We start from the raw sequence: 22,828 nt of genomic DNA on the forward strand, positions 1-22,828 counted from the left end.
GGTCAGCTCAAGGCTCTATAGCAAGGAAAGTTACCATGAAAGATGTCACTATTTATCATAATCCACGCTGCTCCAAAAGCCGGGAAACCCTCGCGCTCGTTGAACAGCAGGGTATTCAGCCACAAGTGGTCTTGTATTTAGACACGCCGCCGTCAGTGGCGACGTTAAAAGAGTTACTGCAACAGTTGGGTTTTAGTGATGCACGGCAATTGATGCGGACCAAAGAGGAAGGCTACAAAGAGCTGAATTTGGCAGACCCATCACTGACGCAAGATCAGTTGCTGCAAGCCATGAGCGACAATCCCAAACTAATCGAGCGCCCGATCGTGGTTTATCAAGGCAAAGCACGAATTGGCCGCCCGCCAGAGCAAGTGTTGGAAATTTTGCCATGAAGTGGTCAATCACCACGAGATAGTCAGTCTCCCCTGCAACGTCAAAGACGCAGGGGATTACAATCCCAGAATCTCTTTCACAAACGGAATAGTCAGTTTACGTTGGGCGGTAATAGAAGCCCGATCAAGCTGATCGAGTGTCGTAAACAGGGTGCGCATCTCCCGATCCAGTCGCTTTAGCAAAAAGCGGCCAACGTCTTCCGGCAACTCAAATCCACGCAACTTGGCGCGTAGCTGTAAAGCCTGCAACTTTTCATCATCGGATAGCGGCTGCAATTTATAGATCTGGCCCCAATCGAGGCGAGAAGCCAAATCAGGTAAACCGAGATTTAACTGCCGTGGCGGGCGATCACCGGTGATCAATAAACGGGTGCGGCCAGTTTCCACAATGCGGTTATAGAGATTGAACATCGCCATTTCCCACTGCTCATCACCGGCAATACACTCGATATTATCGATACAGACCAGCGCTAACTGCTCCATGCCGTCCAGTACTTCCGGGACAAAGTAAGCACGTTTATCCAGCGGGACATAGCCGACAGCCTCGCCTTTTTGCGATAACTCCGCGCAAGCGGCATGTAACAGATGGCTACGGCCACCACCTTCGCGCGACCAGAAATAGATATAACTGCCGTGGGATTGATGAACAGCGGATTGGATCGCAGCTAATAGCGACGGGTTCTCACCCGGATAAAAACTGGCAAAAGTTTCATCATCGGGAAGATAAAGTGGCAGTGAAAGCTGTGCCGGCGTATTCAGAAAAGCACCTCAACCAACAAAACGGGCGGGAAAACAGAGTCAGCTTAACACAAAAAGCAACGACAGCATAAAAACCTGATCTGGGGCAAAAAACTGGCCGAACCGACATATAAGTGATCCAAAGGCAACCACGGCTCGGCCAGATTTCACTTTTTATTGCGCAGACTTATCTTCCTCTGCATCAAAAATTTCTTCTTCCTTGCGGAACAAGCTGATCACTTTGAACAACAGGCTCAGACCGATACCCACCACTGTCGCCAGCGCCATGCCTTTAAGTTCAGTGGCACCAATGTTCACTTTCGCGCCACTGACCCCAATGATCAAGATGACCGAGGTTAAAATCAGGTTTTGTGCCTTGTTATAGTCAACTTTTGACTCGATCAACACACGGATACCTGATGCGGCAATCACGCCGTACAACAGCAGTGAAACACCCCCCATGACAGGGACAGGCACAGCCTGAATGGCGGCGGCAAGCTTACCGACACAAGAGAGCATAATCGCCAGAATCGCCGCACCACCGATAACCCAAGTGCTATAAACGCGGGTGATCGCCATCACACCGATATTTTCGCCATAAGTGGTATTCGGCGTGGAGCCGAAGAAGCCGGAGATGACAGTAGAGATACCGTTGGCAAACATCGAACGGTGCAGACCGGGGTCACGAATTAAGTCTTTTTTCACGATATTGGCGGTCACCACCAGATGCCCGATATGCTCGGCAATCACCACCAGCGCCGCAGGCAAGATGGTCAGAATGGCAAACCACTCAAAACGTGGGGTATAGAAGGTCGGCAAAGCAAACCAATGGGCTTCGCTAATTGGCGTTAAATCAACCACACCCATCACGAATGCCAGAGCATAACCGACCAGCACGCCAATCAGAATCGGAATGATGGCGAAGAAGCCACGAAACATCACCGAGCCTAAGATGGTCACACCCAAGGTCACCATTGAGATGATGATGGTGGTTGAATCTACCGTCACCCCTTGTGCAGGCAGTAACCCTGCCATGCCAGCAGCAACACCGGCTAACTCTAGACCAATAACGGCGACAATCGCCCCCATCGCCGCCGGAGGGAATATCACATCCAGCCAGCCAGTACCGGCCTTTTTCACAATCAGTGCCACCAGACAGAACAGCACGCCGCACATGATAAAACCACCCAAGGCGACTTCGTATCCTAATGGTAATAACAGTAACACCGGCGAAATAAACGCAAAGCTGGACCCCAGATAAGCCGGAATTTTGCCCTTACAGATGAACAGATAGAGCAAGGTGCCGATACCGTTGAACAGCAGCACCGTGGCTGGATTAATTTTAAACAGGATAGGAACTAAAACTGTGGCACCGAACATAGCGAACAAATGTTGAAAACTCAGGGGGATCGTCTGGAGCAGCGGTGGACGCTCGCTGACGCCAATGGTGCGACGGCTCATTCTTCTATCCTCTTCAATGGTGTGGTTTATGCTAAAAATGATTCAAAAAAAAGCCGACTATCGAGTCGGCTATCATCGTTTATTTGGTTCCGAAAATCTTATCCCCGGCATCACCCAATCCAGGGATGATGTAACCCTGTTCATTCAGACCCTGATCGATAGACGCGGTGTATAACTCAACATCTGGATGGGCTTCTTCCAACGCTTTAATACCTTCTGGTGCGGCAACCAATACCAAGACTTTGATGCTCTGGCAGCCCGCTTTCTTCAGCAAATCAATGGTCGCAATCATCGAACCACCGGTTGCCAGCATTGGGTCAACAACTAATGCCATACGCTCATTGATATTTGAAACCAACTTCTGGAAGTAAGGTACTGGCTTGAGTGTCTCTTCATCACGATAGACACCGACCACGCTGATGCGGGCGCTCGGTACATTTTCCAACACCCCTTCCATCATGCCCAAACCGGCACGCAGAATAGGCACTACAGTGATTTTCTTACCTTTAATCTGTTCAACTTCAACCGGCCCGTTCCAACCTTCGATGGTCACTTTTTCAGTTTCCAAATCGGCAGTTGCCACGTAAGTCAGTAAACTCCCCACTTCAGACGCTAACTCGCGAAAACGCTTTGTACTGATATCATTTTCACGCATCAAACCAAGTTTATGTTTTACTAGCGGGTGTTTCACCTCAACGATCTTCATTATTTTTCTCCTGGTTAGGCGACTGGCGGCCAAAAAAATCGCGAGATTATACCGCCTTTTTTTTTGAACGCCACAATGAATAGCCTGATTCAGATCAATAGAAAATCATTATTAAGTCAAGAAAGCTAAAAATCAGCGTGATATCACAAGCTACTCGCAAACGTTTGCCTGCGCTGTTAGAATTGTCGCGTTTTCTTCCTATACCCAAAATAATTGGCGTTGCAGGTCGGCAGCAAGCGAGCGAATCCCGACGAACTTATATCAGTAAGTCATTCGGGTGAGTGTGCGCAGCTAACAATCCTGCGGCTTCAAGTATGAAGGGTAAAAGCTCAAACAGCTAACCGCCGTGGGGACCTCGCAGTGACCAACAAAACCTCTCTCAGCTATAAAGACGCAGGTGTAGATATTGATGCCGGCAATGACCTTGTTGATCGCATAAAAGGTGTGGTTAAACAGACCCGTCGCCCAGAGGTCATGGGTGGATTGGGCGGCTTCGGTGCCCTGTGCGCTTTGCCGCAGAAATACCGTGAACCTATTTTAGTTTCAGGCACCGATGGCGTGGGTACCAAACTGCGTCTGGCGATGGACCTGAAACGCCACGATACCATCGGTATCGATTTAGTGGCCATGTGTGTCAACGACCTGGTTGTTCAAGGCGCTGAGCCACTGTTCTTCCTCGACTACTTCGCCACCGGCAAACTGGATGTGGATACTGCCGCCAGTGTCATTACCGGTATCGCCGAAGGCTGCAAACAATCAGGTTGCGCACTGGTCGGCGGTGAAACTGCCGAAATGCCGGGCATGTACCACGGCGAAGATTATGACGTTGCTGGCTTCTGTGTTGGCGTGGTCGAAAAATCTGAAATCATCGATGGCAGCAAAGTGACGCCGGGTGATGTTCTGGTGGCCTTAGGTGCCAGCGGTCCACACTCCAATGGTTATTCGTTGGTGCGCAAAATTCTAGAAGTCAGCAAGACCGATCCAGAACAGACACAGTTGGAAGGTAAATCACTGGCCGACCATCTACTGGAACCGACCAAAATCTACGTAAAATCCATTCTGAGCCTGATTGAACAACTTGATATTCATGCGATTGCTCACCTGACTGGTGGCGGCTTCTGGGAGAATATCCCACGCGTATTACCGCAAGGCACTCAAGCGGTTATCGATGAAGCGAGCTGGCAGTGGCCTGCAGTATTCAGCTGGTTACAGCAAGCTGGCAATGTTAGCCGCCACGAAATGTACCGCACCTTTAACTGTGGTGTCGGCATGGTCGTTGCTCTCCCTGCGGAACTGGCCGATAAAGCCGTTGAGTTGTTGACAGCATCGGGTGAAAAAGCCTGGAAAATCGGTGTCATCGCCGCCGCCGAAGGCGCTGAACAAGTTATTATCAATCCGTAATGATAAAGAAAATTGTCGTTTTAGTCTCTGGCCAAGGAAGCAACTTGCAGGCACTGATAGATGCCCAGCAGCAAGGGCGGATTTCAGGCCAGATTAGCGCGGTATTCAGCAATAACCCTGCGGCTTACGGGTTAGAACGTGCTGAGCTGGCGGGTATCCCACACCATGCGTTGGATGCTAAAGCCTTTGCTGATCGCGCCAGTTTCGATGCAGCATTGGCCCAAGCCATTGACCAGTATCAGCCGGATTTGCTGGTATTGGCTGGTTATATGCGCATTCTTAGCCCAGCGTTCGTGCAGCACTATGCTGGGCGGATGTTGAATATCCACCCCTCCCTGCTGCCCAAATATCCTGGCCTGCACACTCACCGCCAGGCACTGGAAAACGGCGATCAGGAGCACGGCACTTCAGTGCATTTTGTGACTGAGGAGCTGGATGGCGGCCCAGTGATCCTGCAAGCTAAAGTGCCTATATTCAGTGATGACACTGAAGACGACGTGGTCGAGAGAGTGCAAACGCAGGAACACAGCATCTATCCGCTGGTGGTGGGTTGGTTTATCGATGGTCGTCTGAGTATGCGGAATAACGCAGCGTGGCTGGATGGTGAGTGCTTGCCTACTCAGGGCTATGCCGCTGAGTAAAAATGGTGGTTAAATAGCTATTGATGAAAGGCGCTGCCATTTTATGGTGAGCGCCTTTTTTAATTCTCTTGCGCTGACACCTTGTGCTAATAGTATAATTTTTATGGCAGCAACCGCTGTCGCCCTATGAGGAATCAGTATGTCTACCACTAGCAGCGTCCGTTTACGCCCACTTGAACGGGATGATCTGCCGTTTGTCCATCAGCTAGATAACAATGCCAGTGTTATGCGTTATTGGTTCGAGGAACCTTATGAGGCATTTGTCGAACTGTCTGATTTGTACGATAAACATATTCATGACCAGAGTGAGCGCCGCTTTATTATTGAAAGTCAGGGCACCAAAGTCGGTTTGGTCGAGTTAGTTGAAATTAACCATATTCACCGTCGTGCTGAGTTTCAGATTATTATCGACCCAGCCCATCAGGGTAAAGGCCACGCGGGCACTGCGGCAAAACTGGCAATGGAATACGGTTTCTCTGTACTGAATTTGTACAAACTTTATCTGATTGTGGATAAAGAGAATAAAAAAGCCATCCATATCTACAGCAAATTAGGTTTTGAAGTGGAAGGTGAACTGAAGCAAGAGTTCTTTATCAATGGTGAATATCGTACTGTTATTCGTATGTGCATTTTTCAGCCACAATACTTGGCTAAATATAAAACACCATCGATAAAGAATGCTTAATAGATACCCACGTTGGGGCCACTTGGCCCCAAATACTCAGCAGCAGAATCAATTTAACAAATTCAGTAACGTAATGTTATCACTCAGGTTGACTTGGTCTATGCTAGATAATAGAAATGTCTGAGCACTGCCGATGTGTAATCTAAAAATACTATATGAGTAGACGATATTAATAATATCATTCTCACTCAGGGTTTCATTGTATATAACAAATGCACTGACAACTGATTTTATAATAAAATAATCGATGGTATAGGTATAAAAATCCTTATCCATTTCATCCGTTTTATCTATCGCAAATTGATTGTGATATAAGCAATACTGGAAGAAATTACGCAAAATATGAGGATGTTCATTAAGCAGTGGCATGACTCGATCACTCCATGCAGAACTCAACATTGCCATACGTTCTTCTAGTTGATTCACATCCACATCATTCATCAAATGATGAATCAAAAAGGCCATATAGTTGAAAAGTGTTTTTTGGCCTCTTGCATTCTGCGCAGCGCTAACCGTACGCCGTTGAAATGCCATTAAGAAATGCCAACGGGCATTGGCATTAAACGGGATCTCTGCCATTTCTGGGGTCATCTCGCCAGAGATTAACTTGGCATGAATAGCCTCATACAGTGCCGATATGACTTGCGCCCTATCTTCCGTTTTTTTGTCCATATCTTTACAGCAATGAATAAAAACATTAATCGCATAGATATTCTCTTCAATATTTTCGTTCTCAATACTAATCAACTGATTGCAATAATGATTAATCAGTAAACCCTCATAATTAATTTCTTTCGTATTGAAGTAATTTTGTTGATTCACCGTCTCTTCATGCATATTAAATGCATTGGGATCTAATAACACTAACCGGGTAACTTCGGGGCAGGAGAGAGTCAGAGTATTGAATTTTTCAATTTTGTACTGATGGCTACTGCGAGGATATGTCGAGCACGTGTGACTCAGTGCCTCACCGCCCAAGCGTTTATGGACTTCACACAGGCGGGCCTCATCAAGATAAGGGCAATTACCATCATCCTTAAGGCGTATTTTTGCCCAGTTATTCAAGGATTTTCGCGTCACCGTGATATTTTTTACTGCGATACTCCTGATATTTTGGTTTTGGCTATTCTTATATTTTCGGTAAGTATTTTTATCGATATTGATATCCCAACCATTACAACAATGATCACGGCAGGCAGAACCGACACAGCTAAAACGTTCCACAAACTCAGGTTGAATAATCTGTAATTCTTTCACTGAAAAAAGTCCTATTAATCACTGATAATTTATCCATATCAAGCGACACAACAGGCGATTAAATTAAACTTTAATTTAAAATTCACACCAACAAGGATAATGGCGAAAAATCATCTCTCATGGCATAAGTACTCAATCGTTGCATGAACTGTTGACTTAAGCTGTCAGTGGACTCACGGCAGGCATGGTAAGAGTAGACGATGCCAATCACGTCATCTTCAGTCAGTTGCCCATGTTCACTTGCATAAGCCGCAATTAACCTTTTCAGATAAAAGAAATCTATCATTTGTAGATTAAATGTCTTAATAGCAGATAATCCCGCCCCCATTGCCAACTGATCATGATGAATACGAAAGAGAACATAATTACGTAAGACAGACGTATGCTCCATAAAGAAGGGTAATGCAGACTGCTGCCAGATATTATTTAATATTTGTTTATCATAACGTTGTTCAATCTGTTCGTGTGCCATGCAAGCCAAGAGAGGAGTGGCATAATCTGTCAGTGTTTTGCCCCCACGAATATTGGGTAGCTGTGCAATATAATCGCGCAAGCACGCCAACAACTCATCATGAATAACGGGGTTACAATTTACTGCCATTAACTTATGGGCTACTTTCCCCGAAACTATGCCACTAATGAGCCCAATACGCAGATTATCTATCTCAATAATTTTACTTCTATTCACATCATGGCAGGTTTGATAATTCCGCAAAAAGCGATTTATTGCCCACAGATTTTCCTCAATCGAATCACGATGACTCGCGACGGCGATAGCAGCACAGGCACGGTTAGCCAGCCGCTCATCAATCACGATATCCGGTGCTTTGTAATAGTCATATTGAGTGATAGTGGAAAAGCGCAAGGTCAATGCATCAGTCGAGAATAATACCTGCCGAGTCACCTCTGGGCAGGAAAGTGACATACTTTTGATTTTCTGATTTTTGTAAAAATGCTCCACGCGAGGGTAGGTTGCACAACTATCACTAAGCGCATTCGCACCCGCATATTTATGAATCTGGCATAGCTGCTGTTCATCAAGAAATGGGCAATTACCTTGGTTGTCGGGAATGATGTTAGCCCAAGATGCCAGACTGGATTGAGTGACGCTAATCTGAGTAAGAGCAATACGCTTAATATCTGCATAGGGGCTTTTGATATATTTCTGATAACGGTTTCTATCAAGAGTGACATTCTGGCCTTTACAGCAGTGTTCGCGGCATGATGTACCCGCACAACTAAATGTTTCCATAAAATCAGGCTGGGTTATCAATAGCTCTTTCACACAATGCATCCATTCAATAGTGACTTACATAACGAGCGGCACATTAAAGTGTAAACTTAAATCGTGAAAGACAAATACAGCTAAGGCCTCAGCCTCAACAAGCTAAAACCTCAGCACGGCGCTAGCCATAACGCCCAGTAATATAATCTTCCGTACGGCGCTGATGGGGGGAGGTAAACAGGGCGTCAGTATCGTTATACTCCACCAAACTCCCCTGATGAATAAACGCGGTATAGTCTGACACCCGCGCCGCCTGCTGCATGTTATGGGTCACCAATACCAGGGTATATTGCTGTTTTAGCGTGGTAATCAGCTCTTCAATGGTCAATGTGGAGATAGGATCGAGGGCCGATGTCGGCTCATCCAACAGCAACACTTCTGGCTCGATTGCAATGGCTCGGGCTATCACTAAGCGCTGCTGCTGACCACTGGAAAGACGAAACGCATTCTCCCGCAATCGGTCTTTTACCTCATGCCACAGTGCCGCCGCCCGCAGTGAACGTTCAACGGCATCATCAAGCACCCGACGATCACGCATCCCCTGCAAACGTAAGCCATATACCACATTTTCATAAATTGATTTTGGGAATGGGTTAGGCCGCTGAAAGACCATGCCGACCCGCCGACGCAAGGCGGCCACATCGGTGGTTTTATCGGTGATGATTTCGCCACCTAAGCGGATTTCACCCTCGAGGTGGCAGTTATCAAGCAGATCATTCATGCGGTTAAAGCAGCGCAATAAGGTGGATTTACCGCAACCGGATGGGCCAATCAGTGCAGTGACGCGGTGCTTAGGCACATTAAATGAAATGTCGTGCAGCACCTGCTTGTCGCCATAGAATAAATTGAGCTTTTCGGCCGCCAGCGCCGTTTGCTCATCAGTCAATTGCTGCACATCAAACAGCGGCAGCGCATCCGGCATCAAAAATCCCATATTTCATCCTGCGGGTTAAAGAGTTCAATCACAGCATTAAACCTCGGTACTTTTCGCGCAAATGGTGGCGAATGCCGATAGCCGCTAAATTCAGGCCCACCACGATGATCACCAGCAGCAATGCGGTGGCGAAGACTAAGGGGCGGGCCGCTTCCACATTGGGACTTTGGAACGCCATATCGTAGATCTGGAAGCTTAAATGCATAAATTTACGTTCCAAATGCAGGAACGGGAACACGCCATCCACTGGCAAGAGTGGGGCTGATTTTACCACACCCACCAACATCAGCGGGGCGGTTTCACCCGCCGCGCGTGCCACGGCTAAAATCAGTCCAGTGATCATCGCTGGAGCCGCCATCGGCAGCACAATATGCCACAGCGTCTCGGCTTTACTGGCCCCCAGCGCTTGCGAGCCTTGTCGCAAACTGGCCGGAATGCGCGATAACCCCTCTTCGGTGGCGACAATCACCACCGGCAGCGTCAATAGCGCCAAAGTCAGAGCCGCCCACAATACGCCCGGCGTACCAAAGGTCGGGTTGGGTAACGCCTCAGGATAAAACAACTTATCCAAGGATCCGCCGATAAAATAGACAAAGAATCCGAGGCCAAATACCCCATAGACAATGGATGGCACCCCCGCCAGATTCACCACGGAGATGCGAATCATCCGAGTCAACCAGTTTTTACCGGCATACTCATGCAAATAAACCGCTGCAATTACCCCTAACGGCATGACGATGATGGACATCAGTATCACCATCAGCACAGTACCAAAAATCGCTGGGAGGACCCCGCCTTCACTGCTGGCATTGCGCGGGTTATCGGTCAAAAATTTATGTACTTGCGCCAGCCAATGGCGCAATTTCTGCCCGAAGCTCATGTCATTGGGATACCAGGCACGGTTGATCTGGCTGAGCGACATGGGATGAATTTGCCCATTCATATCCCGCAGCAGCAGGGTATAGCGGTTTTGCTCGGTTTGCAGGCCCCGCAGTTTTTCCATCATCACTTGATGGCGGCGCTGTAGCTCACCCCACTCAGCATCAATACTGTCTTGCGATTTGCTGTCGAGTGAGCCGGTCATTTGCAGGCGTTTTTTCTGTAGCCGCAGCGCCTCTAATTGCTGATTAAGCATGTTTATCCGGCGGAACTGAATATCCTTCGACTGGCTGACCAGCCCTTGAATAACCGGGATGCGCTTTTGTAGCTCTTGCGCCAAATCATTGCCCACCAGTGGCTGGCCGTTGTCCAGCATTCCAGCGAGAAAACCGTAAGCCATGCCGTTGTGTTGCCGATCCAGCACCAACAACTTTTTAGGCTGCGTGCGCTGTTGAATATCGCTGTCCAGCAACCGATGAAAATCTTGCCCCTGAATCTCTCGATTGCCGGTCTTAATCAGGTAACGAGTCACCGTCTCGCCCGCCGGTGGTGGCAAAACAACCCCTGCTTGTTCGAGTTGCTGACGCGGTATCGATTGTTGCTGATAAATTTCGCCAATCACGCTGACCGGACCCGCGCCCGTTTGCTTGAGTTCAAACAGATAAACCGGGGCGGGCCAGAAATAGCGCATCCCCTGCCCGGCCAGTAATAGCACGATCCCCAGCAGTGCCAACAGGCTAATACTGACGGCACTGGCAGTGAGCCAGATCCATGGCGAGCCGGAGGCAAACCACTTTTTAGTCGCGTCAGTCGTCATGCCGTCCGCTCCATCTGATAGCGCTCACGTAGTCGTAAACGAATAGCTTCGGCGAGTGTATTCACTAAAAATGTAAAGCAGAACAGCACCAATGCCGTCAAAAACAGCACCCGATAATGGCCACTCCCCACCACCGCTTCCGGCATTTCAATGGCGATGTTGGCGGCCATCGCGCGCAACCCCTGAAAAATGCTGCCATCAATAATGGGTGTGTTGCCGGTCGCCATCAGCACAATCATCGTCTCACCCACGGCACGACCAAAACCTATCATCAGCGCAGAGAAAATACCGGCGAAGGCCGAGGGTAAAACCACCCGCACTAAGGTCTGCCACGGGGTCGCCCCCAGCGCTAATGAGCCTTGACTCAGCGACGGCGGCACACTAAATAGGGCATCTTCCGCCAGTGAGAAAATCACCGGCACCAGAGCAAAGCCCATGGCAACACCGACCACCAGCGCATTACGCTGAGAGTAGTTGTCACCCAGCCATTCATGTAACGGCAGCCCCAGCGTCCACATCGACAGTTGCGGCCCCAACCACAATGCCAGCCAACCGGTCAGCAGGATAATCGGCAACAGCACCATGACATCCCAGCCCGCTGGCAGTCGCCACTGCGTTTTTTCCGCCAACCGCGCACTTCCCCAACCACACAATATGATGGCCAATGCCAGCAGTGGCGGCAGCAATAAAATGCCAGCCAGATAGTTCTCAATCACCGGGGCCAACCAAATACCGGCAATCAAACCAATCACCACCGTCGGGAATGCCCCCATCATCTCGATGGCCGGTTTAACCACGCGCCGCAAACCCGCCGACATGAAATAGGCGGTGTAAATGGCCCCTGCCAATGCCAGCGGAATAGCAAATAACATGGCGTAACTGGCGGCCTTTAAGGTACCGAAAATAATCGGTACTAAGCTGAATTTGGCCTGATAGCTCTCTTCGGCTGAGCTTGATTGCCACACATAAGCCGGTTCCGGGTAATTCTCGTACCACACCCGTTGCCATAAGCTGCGCCAACTGATGTCGGGATAGCGGTTGTCCACCAGATAAAATGACCAACCGGCGGCACTCTCCACCAACAGATTATCGCCCCAGGGGGAGAACGCAGCATGGGTGATCCCAGCAGGTATTTTTTGTTGCAATAGCGGTGCGGATTGGATGCTGGAAAAGAGCGATAGCTCGCCTTGTGGCGATAACGATGCAAAGACCCGACGCCGATTTTCAGTGGTCAGTAAACCCTTGTCCGCCGGTGTAAAGCTGCGAATACGCGTTAAGTGGAACGGGTTATCCTGCGCTTTGCGCACATCAAACCATTGGGTTAACTGGCCGTCCGGTGATTGCACCAACAGCGATTTCCCGCCCGCCAATAGAGAGAGGCTCAAGGGGCCATCAGCGGCATGCTTGTCATCCCGCAGCGACACCACTTCGCGCAGTGTCAATTCGCTGCCGAGTTGGTAGATGTAGAGCTGGTTGCCCGATAGCAGATAGAGCAAACGCCCATCTGGGGTCAAGAGCAGTTGTTCGGCCTGCGGCACATCCGCCAGTTCGGTGATTTTCTGCCCCTGCGCAGTAAACGCCCCCGCCAGCAAGCGGCCATCCTTGGTAACGGCGGCTAGGGTAAATTGCTGTGGCTGCGGTTCCGCCAGTACCAGATGCTGTAGATTCTGACCTTTCAAATCCATAACGCGTGGTGGCTTACCCAGCGGAAATTGCCAGCGCGGTGGCGTGGCTGAGAAATCAGGTTGCAACAGAAGAAACTGCCCCTTACTCAGGCCCACCCCATATAAAGGTTCTCCCCCCGCCACGCGGCTAATTGATATTGGCGGTGGCGATAATGTCTGTTCACTGATCAGGCTGCCTGCCGGGGACGCGCCCTGCGCATTGAGCCGAATAAAAGAACCGTTGCCCTGATGATCAATGCGATAAGCCACCTGCCCTTGAATATCAAGGCCGAATGCGGCGGTTGGCGCGCTGCGATTGACTGCAAACTGATGAGGTACGCTGATGGTAGCGGGCTTAAATAGCGGGAAAACAGCGTACAGTAAATAAGCGAAAATCAGCATGAGCGTCAGCAATACCAGCAAGCCGCTACCTGTCACCATCATATGCACCAGACGATCAATGACAGCTCGGCGCTTATCTCTCCCTGATGGTGTTACTACGCCCACTTGCTGCTGCATCTTTGATTGCCCCATGCCCTTTCGCCATATCCGTCTATTATGATCAATCCAATCGCTATCCATTAAACTCACAATAGCGTCAGATGACCGAGCATCTTATGTCACTTTTGTGGCGTTTGCATGACAATGTTTTTATCCCCGCCATCTTTCAAACTACAGGTGTGTTGCCGCCTTCCTGCATATTGAAATCTATCAGGTATAGTTAATAGAGAATAAAGTTAACTCATGATATCTGTTGGACTTTCTTATCATTCTTTCGCAATAATGATGACGGACACTAAATACTCCCACAATAATCTTACTGGAGTTGCAATGGGTCAGGAAAAGCTCTACATCGAGAAAGAACTCAGCTGGTTAGCCTTTAACGAGCGGGTATTGCAAGAAGCAGCGGATAAGAGCAATCCACTCATTGAGCGGATGCGATTCCTTGGCATTTACTCCAATAATTTGGATGAATTCTACAAAGTCCGTTTCGCCGATCTCAAGCGGCGTATTTTAATTAGCGAAGAGCAAGGCTCTGCCGTGACCTCGCGCCATTTGCTGAAAAAAATTCAGAGCAAAGTGGTGAAGGCCGACCAAGAATTTGATGGGCTGTATAATGAGCTGTTGCTGGAGATGGCGCGTAATCAGATCTTCCTGATTAATGAGCGGCAAATTTCCGAGAATCAGCAAATCTGGCTAAAACTCTATTTTAAGCAGCATCTGCGCCAACACATCACGCCGATCCTAATTAACCACGACACCAATCTGGTGCAGTTTTTAAAAGACGATTATACCTATTTGGCCGTGGAAATTATCCGTGGTCAGGAAATTGCCTATGCCCTGCTGGAAATTCCTTCAGATAAAGTGCCGCGCTTCGTTAATTTACCGCCAGAGGCCCCTCGCCGCCGCAAGCCAATGATATTACTTGATAATATATTGCGATATTGCCTTGATGAGATCTTCAAAGGCTTCTTTGATTACGACGCGCTGAATGCCTACTCCATGAAGATGACCCGCGATGCCGAATACGATCTGGTCACTGAGATGGAATCCAGCCTGCTGGAACTGATGTCATCGAGCCTCAAACAGCGCCTGACGGCAGAACCGGTACGCTTTGTTTATCAACGTGATATGCCCGACGAGATGGTGGAGTTACTACGCAACAAGCTGGGCATCTCAAACGATGACTCGGTGATCGCCGGTGGCCGCTACCACAATTTCAAAGACTTTATCAACTTCCCCAATGTCGGCAAAAGCAACATGGTGAACAAACCCATGCCGCGTCTGCGCCATGTTTGGTTTGATAAATTCCGTAACGGTTTTGACGCTATTCGCGAACAAGATGTGCTGCTCTATTATCCGTATCACACCTTTGAGCACGTCCTGGAATTACTGCGCCAGGCATCCTTCGATCCCAGCGTATTGGCCATTAAAATCAATATTTATCGGGTCGCCAAAGATTCGCGCATTATCGAGTCGATGATCCATGCCGCCCATAATGGCAAGAAAGTCACGGTGGTGGTGGAGTTGCAGGCGCGTTTCGATGAAGAGGCCAATATCCATTGGGCCAAAAGCCTGACGGCCGCGGGTGTACACGTTATTTTCTCCGCACCGGGCCTGAAAATCCACGCCAAGTTATTCCTGATCTCCCGCCTCGAAGGCGATGAAATCGTGCGCTATGCCCATATCGGCACCGGTAACTTTAACGAAAAAACCGCGCGAATTTATACCGACTACTCTTTACTGACGGCAGATGCGCGCATCACCAATGAAGTGCGGCGGGTCTTTAACTTTATCGAGAATCCATACCGCCCAGTCAAGTTCGATAATCTGATGGTGTCGCCGCAAAACTCGCGCATAATGCTCTATCAATTGATTGACCAAGAAATTATTCATGCTCAGGCCGGAGAAAGCGCTGGCATTACGCTAAAAATAAATAATTTAGTGGATAAAGGGCTGGTAGATAGGTTATATAGCGCCTCCAGTGCGGGCGTGAAGATCCGATTATTAGTGCGCGGGATGTGTTCGTTAATCCCGAATATGCCAGGGATCAGCGATAATATTCAGGTCACCAGTATTGTTGATCGCTTCTTAGAACATGATCGGGTGTACGTCTTCGAGAATAAAGGCGACAAGCTGGTGTATCTCTCCTCCGCTGACTGGATGACCCGTAATATTGATTACCGTATTGAAGTTGCAGTCTCGTTGCTCGATCCACGATTAAAGCAGCGGGTGCTGGATATTTTAGAACTGCTATTCAACGACACGGTAAAAGCCCGTTATATTGATAAAGAACTGAGTAATCGTTATGTACCGCGTGGCAACAGGCGCAAAGTACGTGCACAGATTGCCATCTATGATTATTTAAAAGCGCTGGAACAACCAGAGCAGTAGGGTTAAAACTATGCCGCTAACCAATAACTCGACTACCACTAAACCGCAGGAAATTGCGGCTATCGACTTGGGATCTAACAGTTTCCATATGGTGATCGCTCGCGTCGTCAACGGCGCGTTGCAGGTTTTAGGCCGCCTAAAACAGCGCGTGCATCTGGCTGATGGCCTGGATAGCAATAATATGCTCAGCGAGGAAGCCATCGAGCGGGGTCTGGCCTGTCTGGCGCTGTTTGCTGAGCGCTTGCAGGGTTTCTCACCGGACAACGTGTGTATCGTCGGCACCCATTCACTGCGTCAGGCGGCGAATGCAGAGATCTTCCTCAAGCGCGCCGCCGAAGTGATTCCCTACCCTATCGAGATTATTTCCGGTCAGGAAGAGGCGCGTCTGATCTTCATGGGCGTCGAACACACGCAGCCGGAGAAAGGCCGCAAGTTGGTCATTGATATTGGTGGTGGCTCGACTGAGTTGGTGATTGGCGAGGACTTTGAACCGCTGCTGGTGGAGAGTCGCCGCATGGGCTGCGTCAGTTTTGCCCAGCAGTTTTTCCCCCATGGCGAAATCAGCAAAGCAAATTTCAAACGCGCCCGTCTGGCGGCAGCGCAAAAGCTGGAAAATCTGGCGTGGCAATACCGAATTCAAGGCTGGCAGTATGCACTGGGCGCCTCTGGCACCATTAAAGCCACCTACGAAGTGCTGGTGGAGATGGGCGAGAAAGATGGCCTAATCACGCCGGAACGTCTCGAGATGCTGGTGGATCAAGTGCTGCAATTCAAACACTTCTCGGCCCTGAGCCTGCCAGGTCTATCAGAAGATCGCCAATCGGTATTTGTACCGGGTCTAGCTATCCTGTGTGGTGTGTTCGATGCGTTAGCTGTCAAAGAGTTACGTTTATCGGACGGTGCGCTACGTGAAGGCGTGCTGTATGAAATGGAAGGCCGTTTCCGCCATCAGGATATCCGTCAACGCACAGCTAAAAGCTTGGCTGAACACTATAATATCGATCGCGAACAGGCTCGTCGGGTGCTGGAAACCACCGAGCAGCTTTATACCCAGTGGCTGGCACAGAATACCAAGTTGGTACAACCGCAGCTTGAAGCCTTGCTGAAATGGGCAGCAATGTTGCACGAAGTGGGCCTGAGCATTAATCACAGCGGGATGCATCGCCATTCTGCCTATATTCTGCAAAACACCAACTTGCCGGGCTTCAATCAAGAGCAGCAATTACTCTTGGCAACCTTGGTCCGGATGCATCGTAAAGCCATTAAGCTGGATGAGCTGCCGCGCTTAAATTTATTCAAGAAAAAGTATTATTTGCCGTTAATTCAATTATTGCGTTTAAGCACTTTGCTGAATAATCAGCGTCAGTCGACTACCACACCGGACAGTCTGCGTCTGATAACCGATGATAGCCACTGGACATTGCGCTTCCCTGCCGGTTATCTGGCACAGAATAATCTAGTGCAACTGGATTTTGAGCGTGAACAGGCTTATTGGGATGATGTGGTGGGCTGGAAGTTGATCATCGAGGAAGAAGAAGCACCGGAACAGGCAAATGACGCGGCACCGGCTGCGTAAGCGAAGTGAATCCCGATGAGCTGACCCAAGTCAGTGATTCGGGTGACCGAGTGCAGCTAACACCGCTGCAGCGCCAAGGTCCAGGGTTTTCCCAAAGTCATTGGGGTTGCAGCAAGGCAGCAAACAAGTGAATCCCGATGAGCTGACCCAAGTCAGTGATTCGGGTGACCGAGTGCAGCTAACACCGCTGCAGCGCCAAGGACGCAGGGAAAATATGAGACGAAGACCCTCGACACAGCTAACAAAAATAATCTTACTAGTGAGCTTCCTCATTCTATTTGGTCGCTTATTGTATGCGGCTGTCGCCTCTATTTCTCATCACCAAGAGCGCCAGCAGTTGCAACAGGTCGAGCTGTCGGTAGAGGGTGAACCAGCCGGCCCTCATGAGACTGATCTTAGCCCGTAGGTGCAAGCGAACAACCCTGTAATTTCAAGTACGAAGGGTAATTTCGAATCAAGGACACATTATGTCACCAGCACCAATCATACCTGCGCCACTCTCTGCCGTGATAAAGAACAAAACGAAAAATAATACGAAAAAACTGGCGGAGATACGCAACCGGATACTTTCCCTGTTACTGAATAATAAAGCCTTGGTTGATGGCATTCTTGGCCGCCAGGACGAGCGCGAAAAGCTCAGTGATGAGCAGTTGTCAGCACAGACATTAGAAATCAAAAACCTGCTTGATGACCTACACGCAGCCGACCTTGCCGACTTACTTGAAGCCCTGCCCAATGACGAACGTTTGGCCTTGTGGCGCTTAGTCAAAAACGAGAAACGCGGCCAAACCTTAGTTGAAGTCTCTGAGACGGTGTGGGACACCCTGATCAAAGAGATGAGCGATAAAGACCTGCTGAAAGCGATGCGCACCTTGCATGTCGATGAGCAGGCTTATCTGGCCGAGTATCTGCCACGTAACCTGATGGGCCGCCTGCTCACCTCACTGGACCCCGATCAGCGCGCCCGTGTGCGGGAAGTGATCCAGTATGGCCGTGACACTGTCGGTCAGATGATGGATTTCGAGCTGGTCACGGTACGCGCAGACGTGACACTGGCGACGGTACACCGCTATTTGCGCTATCGGGGCAGCATCCCCGACGCCACAGATAAAATCTTTGTCATTGACCGCAAGAATACCTTGCTCGGCGAACTGCCACTGACCGCCATCTTACTCAACTCACCCGATACCCAAGTTTTTGAGGTGATGGAGAGCAATCCGACCACCTTCCAACCCGAGCAGAAAGCGGAAGATGCGGCAGGTGCGTTTGAACGTTATGACTTAATCAGTGCCGCGGTGATTGATGCCAAAGGCAAACTGATGGGCCGCCTGACCATCGAAGAGATCGTCGACGTGGTCAATGAAGAGAGCGATACCACCTTAAGACGGATGGGGGGCTTAAGCCCGGAAGAGGATGTGTTCTCCCCGGTAGGACGCGCGGTTCGCACCCGCTGGTCGTGGCTGGCAATTAACCTCTGTACCGCGTTTGTTGCCTCACGGGTCATCGGCTTATTTGAAGATACTATTTCGCAATTGGTGGCACTGGCGGCGTTGATGCCGATCGTGGCCGGAATTGGCGGTAATACCGGCAATCAAACCATCACCATGATTGTCCGCGCCTTGGCGTTGCACCATATTCAGCAAGGCAATGTGACCTTCCTGATGTTCCGCGAATTAGGTGTGGCGCTGATTAATGGCTTGGTCTGGGGCGGCATTATGGGGGTGGTCACTTATCTGCTCTATGGCGACCCCGCCATGGGCGGTGTGATGACCTTAGCAATGATGCTAAATCTGTTAATGGCGGCGTTGATGGGAGTGATTATCCCGATGACCATGGCCCGATTAGGCCGTGACCCGGCGATCGGTTCCAGTGTCATGATCACCGCCATCACCGATACCGGCGGATTTTTCATCTTTCTGGGGCTGGCGACCCTATTCTTAGTCTAGATATTATTTGAATTAATAATAAATTGAGCATTTGACAAAACGAACAACACTCGGCGGTGCTCATCTATACTAAACTTTTGAATATGACCGTATTTTAAATGCGGTTTATTTTTTATGTGATGAGGTTTTCTCATCATAACCCGCATACTTGCAAGCAAAATAGGGCGTTCTATGGATCTCAGCGCGGCCGAAAAACCGGCACCTGATAATAAAACCATTCTGCACATCACTTTCGTCAGCATTGTGGTGTTTTTGCTTGCACTCTTTTGTATCCGTCTTTCTGAGCAATCAGAAAATCTGGCCCCGTTGTGGTTCCCGACTGCGGTGCTCATGGTGGCCCTATTCCACCACCCTTTGCGTTACTGGTCGTGGCAATTATTGTCGGCGGGAATATGTATTGTTGCCGCCAACTTTATTTTATATGGCGTCAGTTGGTTCCCGTTGCCACTCACCTTGATCAATCTGGCTGAATCGGCTGCCGGTGCATGGTTGCTGCGGCGCTTCCTGCAACCGAAAGACCCACTCAATAGCCTGTTCAGTTGGCTCAAGTTCTCGATTTGCACCGTGATTATCGTCCCACTCATCAGTGGGCTGGCGGCGGCCTGGTATCTGTCACCACAAAATGGCAGCGTTGGGCAGGTGCTCACGGTGTGGTTTATGTCCGAAGCCATCGGTATGTTGGCCCTTGGGCCAGTGGGGCTACTTTATCGCCGTGGTTACTTTAATATCGCGACCAAATCCAAAGCGCTGTTTGACATGATGTGGATGATGATTCTATCGCTGTCCGCCTGCTATATCGGCCTGCTTTACCTGCCCTTTCCGTTCACCTTTGTTATTCTGTCGCTCATTTGGGCCGCAATCCGCCTGCCCCGTCTGGAGACATTTACCCTCTGTTTTCTGGCCACCTTGCTGATTGCGCTAATGATCAATTTCAACCTGTTTACCCTTCAGGCTGATACCAAAATGTCAGTTCAAGCCTTCTCATTTATTCCGCTATTGATGGTGCTAATCCCGCCGCACGCCATGGCGATGGTGATGCACGCCTTCCGCATGGAAAAAGAGCATATCGTTGAGAGTGAAAACCGCTTTCGTAATGCTATGGAGTATTCGGCTATCGGCATGGCGCTGGTTTCGCCGGAAGGCAAATGGATACAGGTCAATCAAGCGCTGTGCAAGTTGCTGGGCTACAGTCAAGAAACCTTGATCACCCTGACTTTCCAGCAAATCACCCATCCAGAAGATCTCTCGGCTGACCTGAAATTACTCGATGACCTGTATCATGGCCGTATCCCCAGCTACTCGATGGAGAAGCGCTATATCCGCAGTGATGGCGAGGTAGTATGGGCGCTGTTGGTGGTGAGTGTGGTGCGGGATCACGAGCAACAACCGCTCTATTACATCTCGCAGGTCGAAGATATCAATGACCTGAAAAAGACCGAGATCATTAACCGCCGTTTGATGGAGCGTATTACGTTGGCTAACGAAGCGGGCGGCATTGGCATCTGGGAATTGGATCTGAGAAAGCAGGTGATCAGCTGGGATAAACGGATGTACGAGCTTTATCATATCCCGCTGCATACCCCCGTTGACGATAAAGTTTGGCGCACACACGTGCATCCAGAAGATATCAATCGGGTCAATCGTGAATATAACGCGGCCCTCAAGCAGCGCCAGCCCTATCGGCTGGAGTTCAGGCTGTTGTTGCCGAATGGCGAGATTGTTCATCTGCGCAATCAGGCCAATATGGTGTGCGACAAGCACGGCAATATTCTGCGACTGATGGGTACCACGCTGGATATGACCGAAATCAGAAACCTGACGGAAGCGCTGCACGAAGAGAAAGAGCGGTTGCATATCACGCTAGACTCCATCGGCGAAGCGGTGGTCTGTACCGATCAGGAGATGAAGATTACCTTTATGAACCCGGTCGCCGAGAAAATGACCGGTTGGGCCAATACCATCGCTCTGGGCCAGCCGGTCAGCCATATCATCAAGCTGACCAACGGAGTGGATGGGCCAGAAATTGAAAATCCAATCGAGCACTGCCTCAACCACCGCCCTTACTCTTCGCTGAATGAGTCTATGGTGTTGCATCATCGCGACGGCCAGTATTATGACATTCAGGAGTCAGTCGCGCCGCTGAAAACCCTCGAAGGCGGGGTGGTCGGGGCGGTGATGGTGTTCCAGGATGTTGGCGAATCCCGCGCCATGATGCGCAAACTCAGTCACAGTGCCTCCCACGACAATCTGACCGGCCTGCCCAACCGCGCCAATTTTGAAAATAAGTTGAAGGCGGCCATTCAGGTCAGTGTCGAGCTCAACCAGCAACATGCGCTGGCGTTCCTCGACTTAGACTATTTTAAAGCCATCAACGACACCGCTGGGCATCCGGCTGGGGATGCCTTGCTGAAAGAGCTGAGCCAGTTGATGCGCCAGCATTTACGCAACAGCGACTGTGTCGCGCGTCTCGGCGGGGATGAGTTCGGTTTACTGATGCTCAACTGCACCCTACCCCACGCCAAAGCCATCACCCAAAGTCTGGTCTCCATGATCAATGGCTACCATTTCTACTGGGAAGATAAGCTCTATCGTATCGGGGCCAGCGCCGGGGTGACCCAAATCAGCAGCAACAACAATCAGCGCAGTGAGATTATGGCGCAAGCTGATATCGCCTGTTATACCGCCAAACACAGTGGCCGTGGTCAGGTGTTTCTCTATCAGCCACGGCAAAAACAGTTGTTGGCACGACAGCACGAATTACTGAGCAAAGAGGATGTCGAAAATATCCTTAGCAACAGCCAACTGGCACTGCAACTGACCCCGACGGCACCGCCTAAAACACCGTTATCAGTCTGCTTTTATCAGGTCAGTTTTGAGCTCAATCGGCCACAGAACATCAATGTCAGCCAGGCGGCATTTCAGGAGGCCGCGCTGCTGTATGGCTTACTGCCGCAAGCCGATGGCTGGGTGTGCAAGCAACTGTTAGTGACGCAAGCCGAGGCGATTAGCCGCAAAGGGCTGGCACTGGCGATCCCATTATCCGAGCTAGCGCTGCTTAAAGAGGATTTCCGTCAGTCACTGCTGGCACAGGTGCAACAGACCCCGTTGCCACCGCAAAGTTTGTACTGGATGGTCGATGAATCCACCTTGCTGCAATACCCGTTTGCGATTGGTAATTTCCTCGCCAAGCTGCAAGAGCTGGGTTGTCAGTTAATCGTCAAAGAGTTTGGTCACAATCTGAACGATTTTGAGTTATTGGCCGAGCACACCATCAACTACCTAAAATTCAATAGCGATTTAATTGCCCATATTCATATCAATCAAATGGATGAGGTGCTGGTCTCCATCATCAACGGCACGGCGCAGCGGGCCGGTATCGCCACACTGGCAGGCCCAGCCGAATTACCGCCGATCCTCAATAAGCTGATCGCGATTGGTGTCGATTTAGCCGACGGCGAGACCATTGGCCGCACGCAACCACTGTCTGAGGTGCTGAACAGCGGCTATTTCGCAGCCAAATAGTGTGCATCGCTGCCCCCCTTTTTGCTTCC

Annotated in this window: 17 protein-coding genes; 9 read left to right on the forward strand and 8 right to left on the reverse strand. The window is 49.8% G+C overall.

Annotated elements, in window-relative coordinates; genetic code table 11:
• Positions 1-35 precede the first annotated feature (35 nt).
• Positions 36-392 carry an arsenate reductase (glutaredoxin) gene (arsC, locus tag ACZ76_RS03475; RefSeq protein ID WP_048616846.1) on the forward strand — a complete coding sequence of 119 codons (357 nt, stop codon included), beginning with the start codon at positions 36-38 and terminating at the stop codon, positions 390-392.
• A gap of 57 nt (positions 393-449) precedes the next feature.
• Here arsC and hda read toward each other — a convergent pair whose 3' ends face one another.
• The 3 genes from hda to upp all read right to left on the reverse strand — a co-directional run bounded on the left by hda (position 450) and on the right by upp (position 3,297).
• Positions 450-1,151 carry a DnaA inactivator Hda gene (gene hda / locus ACZ76_RS03480; RefSeq protein ID WP_048616847.1) on the reverse strand — a complete coding sequence of 234 codons (702 nt, stop codon included), beginning with the start codon at positions 1,149-1,151 and terminating at the stop codon, positions 450-452.
• A gap of 153 nt (positions 1,152-1,304) precedes the next feature.
• Positions 1,305-2,591 carry a uracil permease gene (gene uraA / locus ACZ76_RS03485; protein ID WP_048616849.1) on the reverse strand — a complete coding sequence of 429 codons (1,287 nt, stop codon included), beginning with the start codon at positions 2,589-2,591 and terminating at the stop codon, positions 1,305-1,307.
• Between the two features lie 79 nt (positions 2,592-2,670).
• On the reverse strand, positions 2,671-3,297 hold the full coding sequence (upp, locus tag ACZ76_RS03490; RefSeq protein WP_048616851.1) for a uracil phosphoribosyltransferase: 627 nt from the start codon (positions 3,295-3,297) through the stop codon (positions 2,671-2,673).
• Between the two features lie 360 nt (positions 3,298-3,657).
• Between upp and purM the strand changes: the two genes are divergently transcribed.
• From purM to speG, 3 genes are all read left to right on the forward strand, one after another.
• Positions 3,658-4,698, forward strand: a complete 1,041-nt coding sequence (gene purM / locus ACZ76_RS03495) for a phosphoribosylformylglycinamidine cyclo-ligase (RefSeq protein WP_048616853.1) — start codon at positions 3,658-3,660, stop codon at positions 4,696-4,698.
• Between the two features lie 2 nt (positions 4,699-4,700).
• Positions 4,701-5,339, forward strand: coding sequence for a phosphoribosylglycinamide formyltransferase (gene purN, locus ACZ76_RS03500; protein ID WP_048620175.1), 639 nt, complete (start codon positions 4,701-4,703; stop codon positions 5,337-5,339).
• A gap of 139 nt (positions 5,340-5,478) precedes the next feature.
• Positions 5,479-6,024, forward strand: a complete 546-nt coding sequence (gene speG / locus ACZ76_RS03505; protein ID WP_048616856.1) for a spermidine N1-acetyltransferase — start codon at positions 5,479-5,481, stop codon at positions 6,022-6,024.
• Between the two features lie 48 nt (positions 6,025-6,072).
• Here the strand turns inward: speG and fliB (ACZ76_RS03510) are convergent, their stop codons facing one another.
• The 5 genes from fliB (ACZ76_RS03510) to ACZ76_RS03530 form a co-directional block, all read right to left on the reverse strand.
• A complete protein-coding gene (gene fliB / locus ACZ76_RS03510; protein ID WP_048616858.1) occupies positions 6,073-7,281 on the reverse strand; it encodes a flagellin lysine-N-methylase in 1,209 nt (402 codons plus the stop codon).
• An 82-nt stretch (positions 7,282-7,363) separates the two neighbouring features.
• Positions 7,364-8,566 (reverse strand): flagellin lysine-N-methylase, encoded by a 1,203-nt coding sequence (gene fliB, locus ACZ76_RS18115; protein WP_071840463.1) that lies wholly within the window; start codon positions 8,564-8,566, stop codon positions 7,364-7,366.
• Positions 8,567-8,687: 121 nt separating this feature from the next.
• A complete protein-coding gene (gene pstB / locus ACZ76_RS03520; protein WP_048616860.1) occupies positions 8,688-9,500 on the reverse strand; it encodes a phosphate ABC transporter ATP-binding protein PstB in 813 nt (270 codons plus the stop codon).
• A gap of 28 nt (positions 9,501-9,528) precedes the next feature.
• Positions 9,529-11,196, reverse strand: a complete 1,668-nt coding sequence (gene pstA / locus ACZ76_RS03525; RefSeq protein ID WP_048616862.1) for a phosphate ABC transporter permease PstA — start codon at positions 11,194-11,196, stop codon at positions 9,529-9,531.
• Complete coding sequence (locus ACZ76_RS03530) at positions 11,193-13,394, reverse strand: ABC transporter permease subunit (RefSeq protein WP_048616864.1); 2,202 nt, start codon at positions 13,392-13,394, stop codon at positions 11,193-11,195. Before ACZ76_RS03530 ends, pstA begins: the two co-directional genes overlap by 4 nt.
• 297 nt (positions 13,395-13,691) lie before the next feature.
• Here ACZ76_RS03530 and ppk1 point away from each other — a divergent pair, with 297 nt between their 5' ends.
• From ppk1 to ACZ76_RS03555, 5 genes are all read left to right on the forward strand, one after another.
• Positions 13,692-15,755, forward strand: a complete 2,064-nt coding sequence (gene ppk1, locus ACZ76_RS03535) for a polyphosphate kinase 1 (RefSeq protein ID WP_048616866.1) — start codon at positions 13,692-13,694, stop codon at positions 15,753-15,755.
• 10 nt (positions 15,756-15,765) lie between these two features.
• Positions 15,766-17,331, forward strand: coding sequence for an exopolyphosphatase (gene ppx, locus ACZ76_RS03540; RefSeq protein ID WP_048616868.1), 1,566 nt, complete (start codon positions 15,766-15,768; stop codon positions 17,329-17,331).
• A 214-nt stretch (positions 17,332-17,545) separates the two neighbouring features.
• On the forward strand, positions 17,546-17,737 hold the full coding sequence (locus ACZ76_RS19490) for a YfgG family protein (RefSeq protein ID WP_048620177.1): 192 nt from the start codon (positions 17,546-17,548) through the stop codon (positions 17,735-17,737).
• 61 nt (positions 17,738-17,798) lie between these two features.
• A complete protein-coding gene (gene mgtE / locus ACZ76_RS03550) occupies positions 17,799-19,277 on the forward strand; it encodes a magnesium transporter (protein ID WP_048616870.1) in 1,479 nt (492 codons plus the stop codon).
• 171 nt (positions 19,278-19,448) lie between these two features.
• Positions 19,449-22,799, forward strand: a complete 3,351-nt coding sequence (locus ACZ76_RS03555; protein WP_048616872.1) for a diguanylate cyclase — start codon at positions 19,449-19,451, stop codon at positions 22,797-22,799.
• The last annotated feature ends 29 nt before the right edge of the window (positions 22,800-22,828 follow it).

It is taken from the genome of Yersinia aleksiciae (assembly GCF_001047675.1).
Taxonomy (GTDB): domain Bacteria; phylum Pseudomonadota; class Gammaproteobacteria; order Enterobacterales; family Enterobacteriaceae; genus Yersinia; species Yersinia aleksiciae.

Bases quoted from the DNA above. Each gene is read 5' to 3' on its own strand.
- arsC (WP_048616846.1), top strand. From the start codon at position 36: ATGAAAGATGTCACTATTTATCATAATCCACGCTGCTCCAAAAGCCGG.
- uraA (WP_048616849.1), bottom strand. From the start codon at position 2,591: ATGAGCCGTCGCACCATTGGCGTCAGCGAGCGTCCACCGCTGCTCCAG.
- upp (WP_048616851.1), bottom strand. From the start codon at position 3,297: ATGAAGATCGTTGAGGTGAAACACCCGCTAGTAAAACATAAACTTGGT.
- speG (WP_048616856.1), top strand. From the start codon at position 5,479: ATGTCTACCACTAGCAGCGTCCGTTTACGCCCACTTGAACGGGATGAT.
- pstB (WP_048616860.1), bottom strand. From the start codon at position 9,500: ATGGGATTTTTGATGCCGGATGCGCTGCCGCTGTTTGATGTGCAGCAA.
- pstA (WP_048616862.1), bottom strand. From the start codon at position 11,196: ATGACGACTGACGCGACTAAAAAGTGGTTTGCCTCCGGCTCGCCATGG.
- ACZ76_RS03530 (WP_048616864.1), bottom strand. From the start codon at position 13,394: ATGGGGCAATCAAAGATGCAGCAGCAAGTGGGCGTAGTAACACCATCA.
- ppk1 (WP_048616866.1), top strand. From the start codon at position 13,692: ATGGGTCAGGAAAAGCTCTACATCGAGAAAGAACTCAGCTGGTTAGCC.
- ppx (WP_048616868.1), top strand. From the start codon at position 15,766: ATGCCGCTAACCAATAACTCGACTACCACTAAACCGCAGGAAATTGCG.
- ACZ76_RS19490 (WP_048620177.1), top strand. From the start codon at position 17,546: ATGAGACGAAGACCCTCGACACAGCTAACAAAAATAATCTTACTAGTG.
- mgtE (WP_048616870.1), top strand. From the start codon at position 17,799: ATGTCACCAGCACCAATCATACCTGCGCCACTCTCTGCCGTGATAAAG.
- ACZ76_RS03555 (WP_048616872.1), top strand. From the start codon at position 19,449: ATGGATCTCAGCGCGGCCGAAAAACCGGCACCTGATAATAAAACCATT.